The 12,279-nt window shown below is 61.3% G+C and carries 10 protein-coding genes; 2 read left to right on the forward strand and 8 right to left on the reverse strand.

Features of this window, described 5'->3' with window-relative positions; all coding sequences use genetic code 11:
• Nucleotides 1-44 precede the first annotated feature (44 nt).
• The 8 genes from ACWUI2_RS16285 to ACWUI2_RS16320 form a co-directional block, all read right to left on the reverse strand.
• Nucleotides 45-1,421 (reverse strand): FGGY family carbohydrate kinase, encoded by a 1,377-nt coding sequence (locus ACWUI2_RS16285; RefSeq protein WP_486983906.1) that lies wholly within the window; start codon nt 1,419-1,421, stop codon nt 45-47.
• An 11-nt stretch (nt 1,422-1,432) separates the two neighbouring features.
• Nucleotides 1,433-2,776, reverse strand: coding sequence for a neutral/alkaline non-lysosomal ceramidase N-terminal domain-containing protein (locus ACWUI2_RS16290; protein ID WP_486983907.1), 1,344 nt, complete (start codon nt 2,774-2,776; stop codon nt 1,433-1,435).
• A 13-nt stretch (nt 2,777-2,789) separates the two neighbouring features.
• Nucleotides 2,790-3,731 carry a sugar phosphate isomerase family gene (locus ACWUI2_RS16295; RefSeq protein WP_486983908.1) on the reverse strand — a complete coding sequence of 314 codons (942 nt, stop codon included), beginning with the start codon at nt 3,729-3,731 and terminating at the stop codon, nt 2,790-2,792.
• A 40-nt stretch (nt 3,732-3,771) separates the two neighbouring features.
• Entirely contained in the window at nt 3,772-4,728 is a 957-nt protein-coding gene (locus ACWUI2_RS16300; RefSeq protein ID WP_486983909.1) for an amidohydrolase family protein, read from the reverse strand.
• Complete coding sequence (locus ACWUI2_RS16305; RefSeq protein ID WP_486983910.1) at nt 4,725-5,870, reverse strand: Gfo/Idh/MocA family protein; 1,146 nt, start codon at nt 5,868-5,870, stop codon at nt 4,725-4,727. Before ACWUI2_RS16305 ends, ACWUI2_RS16300 begins: the two co-directional genes overlap by 4 nt.
• Before the next feature lie 19 nt (nt 5,871-5,889).
• Entirely contained in the window at nt 5,890-7,278 is a 1,389-nt protein-coding gene (locus ACWUI2_RS16310) for an aspartate aminotransferase family protein (protein WP_486983911.1), read from the reverse strand.
• A gap of 51 nt (nt 7,279-7,329) precedes the next feature.
• Nucleotides 7,330-8,118 (reverse strand): DeoR/GlpR family DNA-binding transcription regulator, encoded by a 789-nt coding sequence (locus ACWUI2_RS16315; RefSeq protein ID WP_486983912.1) that lies wholly within the window; start codon nt 8,116-8,118, stop codon nt 7,330-7,332.
• A gap of 316 nt (nt 8,119-8,434) precedes the next feature.
• Entirely contained in the window at nt 8,435-9,757 is a 1,323-nt protein-coding gene (locus ACWUI2_RS16320) for a hypothetical protein (RefSeq protein WP_486983913.1), read from the reverse strand.
• Between the two features lie 164 nt (nt 9,758-9,921).
• Between ACWUI2_RS16320 and ACWUI2_RS16325 the strand changes: the two genes are divergently transcribed.
• Together ACWUI2_RS16325 and ACWUI2_RS16330 are read left to right on the forward strand one after the other, a co-directional pair.
• A complete protein-coding gene (locus ACWUI2_RS16325) occupies nt 9,922-10,887 on the forward strand; it encodes a sugar phosphate isomerase family (RefSeq protein ID WP_486983914.1) in 966 nt (321 codons plus the stop codon).
• 38 nt (nt 10,888-10,925) lie between these two features.
• Nucleotides 10,926-12,047, forward strand: a complete 1,122-nt coding sequence (locus ACWUI2_RS16330) for a DNA alkylation repair protein (RefSeq protein WP_486983915.1) — start codon at nt 10,926-10,928, stop codon at nt 12,045-12,047.
• Nucleotides 12,048-12,279: the final 232 nt, after the last annotated feature.

Below are 12,279 nucleotides of genomic sequence, written 5' to 3' on the forward strand. Positions count from 1 at the left end.
AGGCGATACCAGAGACGCCGAGGATGTCGACCGAAAATTATGTCTCAGCTCCGGAGGTCAACGTGGGAAAGCTTCGCGCGCCAACCTTCGAAACGATCGGTCAGGAAGGCGTGACGGCGGGCGCTGGGGAGAAACCGCTCGCCGGATGAATCGTCCGTTCTCATCACTGGATTGCCGGCGATTCCCGCGGCGCCGTCGATGCCGTCGGTGTTGGTTCGCCGGATCGGACGGTTGAAGCAATCGGCGGCCAACTGCACCCAAAAGTCGAGTCGACTGCCGCCCCCGAGGATCACGATCTCGTCGTCCGCTTTGAAAAACGTTTCCCCGCCGAGGTGCCGCAGGGCGAACAAAACTCCTTCCAAGGCGGAGTAGGTCATGTCGGCCGGCTCGGCCGGGTGGGTCCAGGCGTTGGCCGATCCCCAGGCATCGGGATAAAAGAAAGGGGTTTTGGACGTGACCGCAGCCTGTTCCGCGAAAGCGACGAAACGCGGGGAATCGACTGATCCGAAAACGAATTCATCGGCCCAGTCGACCGCCGAACAGGCATGGTTGATCGATTTGAGCTCGTAGTAACCACCGGATGGATACGGTCCCCAGAGTCCGTTTGCGGAATAAGGTCCGGAATCGGCGCCCGCGTGGCGGAACAAAACCCCGGCGGTGCCGAGGGTGAGGATCGGCCGGCCCAGGTGGCAATCGCAGGCGAAGGCGCCGGCGGTGTGGTCGTTGCCGACTGGAGCGACTTCGAGATCGGGGTCGAAGGGGGAGGGCGGTCCTTCGCCGCCGCGGGGAAGGGCGACTCCGGGAGGGACGAGACAACCGAGTTGCTCGGGAGTGACCCCGGCGGCGTCGAGTGCCTCCGTCCACCAATGGCCGTCGGTGATCGAGTAGAAACCGCTCATCGCCGCAAGGTTGGCGTCGCTGCCGAGGGCGGCCCCGAGTTGCATGCCGAGCCATGCCGGAAGGCTCGCGATCCGCCAACCGGTCGCGGTGTCGTTCCGGCGTTTCCACCAGAGGACCTTCGAGATCATCTGGCGCGGGGTCAACTTGGCCCAACCGGCCCGCCGATGGAAGGTGCCGCCGAGCGCTTCGGTGAGGGAGGCGGCTTCCTCTCCGGCCCGGTTGTCGGACCATCCGATGAAAGGAGTGATCGGAGCGCCGTCTTCGCCGAGGATGGTGAACGTTTGCGCCTGGCTGGTGAGGGCGATCCTGGTGAAACAGTCGGGACGCTGACGCCCTTTGCGGACGGTGTCCTGGAGCAGACCGAGGAAGCAATCGCGCACCTGCGTCGGATCGAGCTCGGCCCGGTCATTGGTGTGGACCGTGTAGGGAAGCGGGCGCGAGGCGGTGGCCAATCGACGTCCCTCTTCGTTGAAGAGGGCGGCTTTAAAGTTGGTGGAACCGAGGTCGACGGCGACGATCATGGCCGGAAAGTCTAAAGGAGTTCGGTGGCGAGGGCCACGGTGGTATCGACGAAAAGTTTTCCGGCGGAGGAGGGGAAGAGGCTCATCTGGGCCTCGTAGCCATTGGCCGCCTCGGCTTCGGGCGTGACCACGTAGCCTTGGAGCTCGGCGTTCGCCATGGTGACTGGATGGAGCGGGAAGGGGGCGCGCTTCTTCAACTCGAGTCCGAACTCGACGAAAAATTCGCCCGGCCACGCGGGAACGCCACGATCGCCCACCCGGAAGAGTTGGATTTCGGCGGAGCGGTAGCGCTCGCGCAGAGCGGCGGCATCCCCCGATTGCTCGGCCTTGGCCAAGGTAAACACTTCCTCCGCTCCGAAAACGGTGCATTCGGCGGTCCGGACTTTGGCCGGCTCGGCTCCGGCGGCTTTCAGTTCGGCGTAGCGGCGGCGGGCTGCGATCAAGTTCTCCTCGGCGTCCGCCACGGAGGGAAACGTCTTGCCTTCCAGCGAAATGGAGCGGACGGCGGCGGCCAGCGTGACGTCTGACTGGAAGTCGTTGGTCTCGCGTAAGATCGCGGCCAGCCGTTCGCCCAAGGCTTGGCCGATCCGTTCGGCCTCGGCGAACGTTTGGGCGCGGACTACCCGACGCGGGCTTTGATTGCCGCAGACGCCGTTCAGGTAAACCATGCCGACGCCGGGGAACGCTTGTTCGACGGTCTGTCGCGCGTAGGCGATGAAGTCGCCGGAGAAAAGCGTGGAATCTTCGTGGAGCACGGTCGGGTGCATCCCGTAGATCGACAACACCGCCAGCGGTTTCTGGGTGGCGGAGTCGCGGACTAAAAGCAAACCGGCTTCGGGATCTTCCGGGCCGTTCGGGTCGATCCGGTTGCCGCCCGCCAAACCGGAGACGTCGGCGGTCGTCCAGGCGGCTTCGGCGGCGGTCAGGTTTTCCCAAGCTTCGACCACCGCTTCGACGGTCGATTCCCGGGCGGCGGCCAGATAGTCCGCGTCGACCGGGGGAACGACCGGGTCGTCGCGCCACGCCAGCACTTCGGCGACGTGCGGTCCGGAATGGGTGTGAGTCGCCCCGATCATGATGTTGGCGGCGGGAATGCCGGTTTCTTCATGGATTCGAGCGCGACACGTGGCGGTCCAATCGGCGGGGACAAAGACCCAATCCATCGAGAGAAAAACCAATGCGGTCTTTCCGTTCTTGAGGCAAAGGGCGGAGGCGAAGAGCGGGTCGTTGGTCCCGGTGGAGGTCCGCTCGACGTGCGGGTAACCGACGAGGAAGCACGGTTTCGACGGGGTGATGTCGCGGCGGCCGAAACCGGCGGCGAGTCGAGAGCTGTTGGTGGAATGCGATTGGCTCATGGTATTCCCGGGATTAGTAACCGAGGTCCCAGCGGGTTTCGATCGGAGCCGCGATGCTTTCTCCCATCAACACGTCGCTCCGCGTTTGTTGCAGGACGGATTCCGGCACCAACGGTGTTACCGGCCCATGGGTAACCAGTCGACTGACGGTCCGCTGCCACGATTGGAACGCCCCGCCCACGGTGATGGAATGGAAGCAGATGCGATGCTTGGCGGCGAGGATTTCGGCCGGACCGACGGTCGCCGCCTTCGGTGGAACCGCGGTTAGATCTCCGCTGGCGCCGAAGCATCCATGAAGGGAGTTTTGGGCGATGGTGAACGGACTCAAGGTGCAGACCCGGGTGCCAAACGTTTTCCACTCTTCGAGCGAATTGGCGGCGAATTCGGGGGCATCCGGATCGACGAATGCGAGGTGACCGGTCCAGCCGGGACCAACGTAGGCGATGTCGGCGCCCCCGAGGTCCTCCAGGATCGATTGGTAATCCCGGATGGTTTCGTTGCTGAGGAGATGAACCTGGTCTTCCGGCGGACGTAGGTCGGGATCAATGTTGGAAATGAAGAACTTTTTAAAGGCGTGGCCGAAACCGAATTCCCAGGAAAGCGGGGCGATATTGCCATCCTGGTCGGCGTATTCGTCGAGGTTGAACGTATGGATGTGCCGACAGGAAATGCGTTCGCGATTGATTCGTTCGGCGACCTTCACGTAGTCGGGCCACGGGTTGGGCATTAGCATGACCAATCGCTCGCCGGAGTCGCTCGATTCTCGGATTCGCCGGATGATATCCTCAATCCATTCGGTTCCGACCGCGGCGTCCGGCAAGATCCGGATCCGGTAATTCGGATTCGGGTGACGGGTCAACGCTTCGCCATGAAGAGCGCGGACCCGGGCCACCGCGGCTTTGTCTCGGAAAGGAACGAAGCTCGCCGGTTCGAAGGAGAAAGAGGTGGATTGCATGGGTGGTGTGATGGTGGTGTCAGTTGTATGGGTGAAACGGTTACCTGGCGAGCGGGTCGGGTTTGCCCAGCCAGGCAAGAGTATTTGTATGACTGATACGTTGCCGGAGTCCTTCCGGCACGAAATCGAGCGCTTCGACCTCGTCGCGGTAGGTGCTGAGGAGCTGGATGTTGGCATCCTCGTAGGAATAGAACGGAGCGTCGGTGCCCCAGATTAGTTTCTCCGGAAACGTTTCGGCGAGATCGAGCAACACCCGCTTCGGGTTGCTGTAGTCCGAAGGGAAACGCTCCGCCGGCACCGCGACCGTGGGCCGCTCCTGGACCGCGCAGTGGCAATGGATGATGTGGGCGGAACAATCGAACCAGGTGTTCGGCAACTCCGCCACCCGTTTCAAGCTGTCGTGGTGGAAGCGGCAGGAGTGGGCCAGGATGAACCGGATCTTCGGCCGGGCTTCCGCCACCTTGAGGATGTCGGAGCACTGCGACCAGATGTCGGCCGGATTGATGCTGGAGTGGATGAGGAACGGCAGATCGCGCTCCTCGGCGAAGTCCAGCATCCCGACCCCTTGGTCGAGCAGGGAGATGATCGGCGACTGAATGATGGTCGGCTGGATCTTAATCCCGGAAACCGGATACGTTTCGGTGAGGATTTCCCACTCCTTGACTTGGGCGTCCGGGTTGCGGCCGGGATCGGCGATGATCAATTGCCAGAGGCGGTCGCGGACCGCCGGATCCATCCGCGCGATCTCCTCGGCCAACCGGCGGTTTTCGAACCGGTAGGGAACGACGTCCCCTTCCCTCGAAAGGGCTATCCGATTCTCCCGCATCGCTTGAAGATCGAGGGCGAGATAAGAGACGAACGGGAAGACGATCCAAGTGTCGACCCCGGTTCCTTCGGCCTCCAGCAAGAGCCGGTGGAGGTCGAGGGCGTAAGGGGACCATCCCTGCACGTAAAACAGGGGATCGACCCCGACGTGGGTGTGGTTGTCGATTTTCATTCGATGGAACAGGTTTTTTGATTCGCGGCCGATTCGAGGGCGGCGGTGAACAGTTTGTGGCTGATCTGCGCCTCCTTGGGAGTCGCGGCCTGGGCGAGGAGCGCCTTCGGCAGGGGGGCTCCGGCCAATTCGGTGAGATAGGCGGCCCACATTTGGAGAATGGCGTCGGTGAAGCCGAACTCGAAAATACCCCCTGTGATCGACGGGAAGACCGGCGAATAACCGACGCTGACTTCGCGCCAATCCTGGGCACCGCCGCTGTATTCAAGAACTTCGAGCGTGTTCGGGTGGCGGGTGGAGAAACGGGCGCATGCCTTGAGCCCCTTGATTTCGAGATACCACGTATTCGATTCTCCCGGAGCGATCCGCTGGGTCCGCAAGGTCAGCGGGAAATTCTGGCCGTTCGGTCCGGCGGCCTCGCACAGGAGCGTGGCGTTGTCCCAGGTTCCGGTGGCCACGCGTCCCCCTTTGCCGTCGGGACGTTCGGGCATGACGTTGGAGAGGATCGCCCGGACGTTGCGGGGAATCCAACCCGCCCGGAACGGCACGTGGCAGACGTGCATTCCCAAGTCGCCCATGACGCCGTAATCGCCGTTGAATTCGACCATCCGTTTCCAGTTGGCTGGTTTGTCGGGATTGATGTCGCTCGAATGGAGGAATCCGGCGTTGACCTCGAGGATCGTGCCGAACGCCTCCTTTTCGATCATCCGGCCGATCGCCTGGACCGCCGGAAAATACGGAAATTGGGAACAGCACCGGACGACGAGGTCCGGGCGCTTCTCCATTTCCGCGAGGATCGCCTCGTTTGCGGCGAGGTCGATCCCGAACGGTTTTTCACCGAAGACATGTTTGCCCGCCTGGATCGCCGCCGCGTAAACCTCCGCGTGGAGGTTGTGCGGAACGGCGATATAGACGGCTTCGACCTCCGGATTGGCGAGCAACTCCCGGTAATCGGCCGTCGACTGCCGGACCGTCGGAAAATGGTCGGTGAACCATTTCCGCGGTCCTTCGCTGCGATTGCAGACGGCGACGATTTCTGGCCGGGCCGGCATGTCGCGCAGATGGCACCAGCGCGCGGCCGCGCTGGCGAATTCTTTTCCCATCAGCCCGCAGCCGATGACGCCAAAGGAGATCGTTTTCATGAATCCGATTGTTGGGTGATCAGGCGTAGCCGTGTTCTTTTTCGACTTCGGCGATCGCGTCTTCGATCATGTCGAGACCTTTGAGCAAGGTGGCTTCGTCCATCACGATCGGCGGGCTCATCCGGAGGATGTGTCCGGCCGGAATCCAAGCGAGGCCTTTGGCGAACGCTTTTTGGTAAACCAGCGCCCCGGCCTTGTCGAACGGCTCCTTGGTGTTGCGGTCCTTGACCAACTCGATGCCCATGAGGCAACCCTTGGCGCGGACGTCGCCGATGATCGGATGGGCGTCCTTCATTTTGCGCATCCGCTTGAGCGCGACGTTACCGAGATGTTCGGCCCACTCGTTGAGGTTTTCCTCTTCGATGACCTGGGTCGAGGCGAGAGCGGCGGCGCAGGCCATCGGGTTGCCCCCGTAGCTGCTGGAAGCCGAGATCGCTTCGAAGCTTTCCTTGTACGGTTCGCGCACGGCGACACAGGTGACCGGGAAGCCGTTGCCGAAGCCTTTGCCGATAGTCACGATGTCCGGAACAACGCCCCAGTGCTCCATGCAAAGCCACTTGCCGGTGCGGCCCCAGCTGGCGAGCACTTCGTCGATCATCATCAACAAACCACGGTCGTCACAGAATTTGCGCAACTTCGGGAAGAAGTCGTCCGGCGGCATGATCGTTCCACCCCAGCCTTGGATCGGCTCGAGGACGAATCCCGCGACGTCGCCGACGGTGGCCTTGTCGAGGTATTGGTCGTAGAATTTCAAATACGCGTCGGTGTCGATGGTGCCGTCCTCCTTGGTCCAGATCGGACGGTAGGTGTCGGGACGCGGAACCATGTGGGCGCCGGGGGCGCGGACGCGGCCGTAAACATGGGAGCGGATGTGTCCGAGGGAAACGCCGCCGTAGGTTTTGCCATGATAATCGTAGAAGCACGAGACCATTTCGTTCTTGCCGGTGGCGGCGCGCAGGACGCGCAATCCGGCTTCGACGGCGGTGGTGCCTGAGTCGTAGAATTGGAATCCGCTCAAATCTCCGGGCAGAACCTCGGCCAGTTTTTCCACCAACTCGGTTTTGATCGGAGTGGTGAAGTCGTGCGCGTTCATCAACTGGTGGGCCGCTTTGGCGACCGCCTCGCTGATCTTCGGGTGGCAATGTCCCAAGGTGGTGACATAGATCCCGGAGGAGAAATCGATGTATTCGTTGCCGTCGACATCCCGCAGGACGCAGCCCGCGCCGCTCTCGAAGGTGACCGGGAACAGCTTTACCTGGCCGCTCAAGCCCTTGAAGTATTTGGTGCAGCGGTCATGCCACTCCTTCGATTTCGCCCCGGGGGCGGAGGTCACCATGTTCGGGACCTTGCTGAGATCGACTTTGCCCCATTCCAGGGTCGATTGGTTTTTAGTATCTTCCGTGATCATTGTACTCTTATTTTGGATATGATTCAGGTTGGCGAAAGTGATGAAATCGGCTCAAACCACGCGGACATCTCCGCAGAGGCGTCCGGCGGTTTGCAGGAAATTATCGGGGGCGGCCGGGTCGGTGATGAAGCAATCGAAGTCAGACAGACTTCCGGTCCGGACCAAGGCGGTGGCGCCGATCTTCGAACTGTCGGCCAGGAGGCAGGCGCGCCGCGATTTTGCCCGCATCCGCCGGTCGACTTGGGCGAGTTGCAAATCGACATTGTAGATGCTGCCATCGTCGCCGATCGCCTCGGCCCCTTGAAACACCCAATCGGCGGCGAACAGGTCGAGGCAGTATTCGGTGATCGGGCCGGTCAGGTCGGGACTTCCCTTGCGGATCTGACCGCCGAGCAACAGGACCTCGAGGTTCTCGGCGAATTGTAATTCGGAGGCGACCGCCAAACTCGGCGTGATGACGGTGAGGTGGTCGATGGCTTTGAGCAACCGGGCCAATTGGAGGGTAGTGGTTCCGGTATCGATCACGATCCGTTGGCCGGGTTGGATCAAGGAAAGAGCCTCGCGGGCGATCGCTTCTTTTTGGGCGAGTTGGGCTTTCTGGCGTTCCCGGTAGTCGAATTCGAAGACCATACGGTCGGCGATGACCGCCCCGCCGTGGGTCCGTTGGATCGACGATCCCGCCTCCAGCACTTCGAGATCGCGCCGCACCGTCATTTCGCTCACCCCGAGGCGAACCGCCAAATCGCTGATCGCCACCGACGACTTCTCCGCCAGTCGCTCGCGGATGAACCGCTGCCGCTCCGGTGCCGAAAGACGTTTGGCTGTGGTGCGCAATGCCATTGCACCGAACTAAAGATGTTAACTTGTGAAAAGTAAAGCCGGAAACGAACAGAAGTTAACAAATTGGACCCCCGTGGTCGATGATCTTCGGAGGTCAGTCCGGCCGTAGTCGGGTTGGCTCTGCCGCCCGACGGCAGCGGCCGTAAACGTTCGAGTCGAAGTGTGATGTCGGTCGTCGCAAGCGGATGATGTTTTCCGGCGTTGCGACAACACATGATGGGGCGGCAAAGCCAACCCCACTACCCAAAGAGCTATTACCGGATGAAGGAGCGGCGTGCTTCAGCCGCCGTCAGTGCCGTTGCCGCCGGTCTGCGCTTTATGCTTTGGCCGGGAGCGAATCGAGCATCTCGCGGGTGGCCGTGACCAGGATTCTCGGGCTTTCGGGTGATTTGAAGGAGGCCGCGCTGGCTTCATACCCGCCTTCTTTGACCGCTTCTTCGGTGACCAGATATCCTTGGAGAGTGCCGTTCGAATAGGTGATCACGGCGAGGCCGGGGTAGTCGACCATCAGTTCCAGGGCGAATTCCACGAAGACTTCCCCGGGCCAGGCGGCGAAGGTCCAGTCACCCATTTGCAGGAGTTGGAGTTCCGCGGGCAAAACGTATTCCCGGGCGGCACTTTCGATTTCGCCGGCTTCATGCAGTTTGGCCAACTTCAGCAGGCGTTCCGCCCCGAACCAGTCGGTCTCGGCGGTCCGGGTGGCGCGGGGGTCTTCCCCGGCGTCACGCATCCGCTCGAACCGGGCCCGGACTTCGCGTTCGCGGATCACCGCCGCTTCGACGGTCGGAAACTCATTGAAGGGAAGCGTCACTTCGCGGACGGCGACGGAGAGTTCCGCCTCGCTCGAAAAACTCATGCCGTCGACCGCGTCCAGGATGGTGTCGGCGAGGAGATGGCCGAGTCGGCGGGCTTCTTCGACCGTGTTGGCCCGGGCGAAATGCCGGGGGGATTGATTTCCGGCCGCACCGGTCAGATGGATCACCGGCATCCCCGGGAATTTTTCCTGGATGCGGAGGCGGGCGTGGCCGGGGAAATCGCCGCTGACCAAGGTCGAATCCTGATGGAGCACCGTCGGATGCATCGAACAAATCTGGAGCAGTCCGATCGGACGGTTGTCCTCGACGCTCCGGAGAAACAACACCGGGACCTTTGGATTCGACGCCCCCTTTGGATCGCGGCGGTTTCCGCCGACCTCCGCCGAACTGCCGAATCCGCGTCCGATCTCGGCCGACACGGCGTTGCGAATTGCCGCGACTCCGCTGGCGATCGTTTGCGAGGCGACCCAGTTCAGGTATTCCCAGTCGGGCTGACGGTCGGGGTCGTCTTTGCTGAACGGAGCGCTATGCCGACTGACCGGCCCCGAGTGGGTGTGGGTGGCCGCGACCAGGATGTTCTCCGTCGGCAGACCGGTCTCGGCGGAAATGGCCTGACGGATCTCCCGGGCCATCTTTTTCTCCACGAAAATCAGGTCGAGTCCGATGGTCAACCAAGCCGTGTCGCCGTTCTTCAAATACAAAGCCGAGCTGTAGAGATCGGTGTCGACCCCGGTGGAAAAACGTCTCACGTGGGGGTAACCATCGAGAAACTGGGTGGTGGAAGGCGTGATGACGGTGGCGTGGGCGCCCGCTAGGATCGGCATGATTGGACTCCGGTTGAGAAACGGTGATTGACAATGAAGAGACCCAAGTTGTTACTACAAAAGACAAATATGTTGCAACAAATAAAACGGGGAAGGGAAGCGCGCGCGGACCGCCGTCCGCGGCTTTGAACAAGCCGACCCCGTTGTTTGAAAGACCCTTTTTTATGAGCAATTCGATGAGCGCCAATCAGTCTTCGCAGGACAATTTCACCTTTGAACCGCATCCGGTGGTTCCGTTTCGCGACCGGGAAGCGTTGGCCCGGGTGCGCGCGATCAAACGGGAGGATATCGAGAAGCACCCGAACCCGGACTTCCGGATCCGGGTGATCCCGAACAGCGAGGTCTTGATGTTCGGTTTGCTGGAGCGTTTCTACCGTTTGAAGACGGCGATGGACGAGGGAAGGGAAGTGGCGTTCATCATGGGGAATCCGAATCCGGCCTACGTCACCTTGGCCCGGATGATCAACCGGTTCCAGGTCGATTGCTCGAAGTTCTGGGTCTTCGCGATGGACGAATGGGCCGATGAAAACGGCAACATCGCGCCGGAGAGTTATCCGCAGGGATTCCGTCATGCGCTGCTGAAGTATTTTTATTACGAAATCGACGAAAAGCTCCGTCCGCCCGTCTCGCAGTTCCTTTCGCCCGACAACAAGAACATCAACGACTATAGCAAGATGTTGGCCGACCGCGGCGGGGCCGACGCCTGTTTTAGCGGTTCCGGTTGGGCGGGGCACATCGCGTTCATCGACCCGGGCGTGCCGCAATGGTCGCGCGACCTTGAGGAGTTCAAGCAACAAGGCACCCAAGTGGTCGACCTGCATCCGTTGACGGTCGCGCAAAATTCGCTGCACGGGAGTTTCGGATTCAGCGGCGACGTCGGCAACGTGCCGCCAAAGGCCGCGACCATCGGTCCGGCCGACGTCCTCGGGGCGAAGTTTCGGTTGGACATGAACGCCCTTTGCACCAGCGGCACCTTCTCGTCGTGGCAGCGGTTCGTCACCCGTTTGATCGCCCACGGTCCGGTGACCCCCGACGTGCCGGCCTCGATTTTGCAGACGGCTCCGACTGATTTTTACATCTCGGAATCGGCCGCCGCCAACATCGAGCCGCACTGGTACGCCGGGTATTGATCGACGGTTTCAATTCAAGCGTTCTTGGGGGATCGTGAATGGCGGAACCGCTGAAAAATTCGTACGGCGCCGAGATTCCCCGGACCATCGCCGGGATGGTTTCGACGGTTTTCGCGGGGTTCGATCGTGTCGCGTTTCTGCGGGAGACCTTGCACGGTTACGAGACGCTGGAATTAATGGATCGCGGTCGGAGGATCGCGGCGATGCTACACCGGCATCTTCCGTCCGACTTTCCGGAAGCGGTGGCGATTCTGGTTGCTTCGACCCGGGTCGAAATCGAACGGTCGGAACATGCGATGGCCTCCTTCTTGTTCATGCCCCATCTGCATTTCGTGGGGGCTTATGGACTCGATCATTTCGAGGAGTCGATGGAGGTCCAGTATGAGTTGACCCGGTTGTTCACCGCGGAGTTCAGCCTCCGTCCGTTTTTGATCCGCCATCAGCAGGCGACTTTGGAACGCCTCCGCGGTTGGGCGCGGGATCCGGATGTGCATGTCCGCCGTCTGGTTTCGGAAGGAACGCGGCCCCGGCTTCCTTGGGCGTCACGATTGCCGGAGTTCCAGAAAAATCCGGCTCCGGTTCTCGCCCTTCTGGAGATGTTGAAGGACGACCCGGAGTTGTATGTCCGCCGGTCCGTCGCGAATAATCTCAACGACATCGGCAAGGACCAGCCGGATGTCTTGATTGAGACCGCCCGGGCATGGATGACGGAGGCGCCGGAGGACCGCCAACGTTTGATTCGGCACGCTTTGCGATCCGTCGTGAAGCAAGGCGATCCCCGCGCGCTGGAGATTCTCGGTTTCGCCGAGGAGGCGAAGGTCGAGATCCACCACCTCAGCCTCTCGCCCGCCCGTGTGGAGAGCGGCGACTCCGTGACCCTCACGTTTGACATCACCAGCACGGCGTCCCGAAGTCAGCGACTGTTGGTCGATTTCCGCGTCCGCTTTGTGAAAGCGAACGGCACGACCGCCCCAAAGGTGTTCAAATTGAAGTCATTGACCCTGGCGGCCCGGGAAACGGTCTCCTTGCGCAAAACCATTTCCCTCAAAGAAATGACGACCCGTCGGCATTATCCGGGCGAGCATCGCGTCGAGGTGATTTTAAATGGACAGTCGCGACCGGCCGGCAGCTTCGATTTGGTCGAGCGGAGGAGGCGGTGAGAAAACGAGGAATACTGCCTAACCGACCTCGGAACGGCATTACGATGATTGTTTTGGATATCGATTCGCCGGAAGGATTTCATGGCTCGGATGGACTGTCCGACGTCCCACGCCCACACGCTCCGGATGGCCCTGGTAAGATAGGCGGGTTTCCGATTCGCCGGAAGTGCCGCAAATCGGTTCACTTGGACTACGGCATCCATCCCGCTTTGCCTTGACCCAGTTGTTCTAT

The organism is Verruconatronum alginivorum (assembly GCF_056590205.1).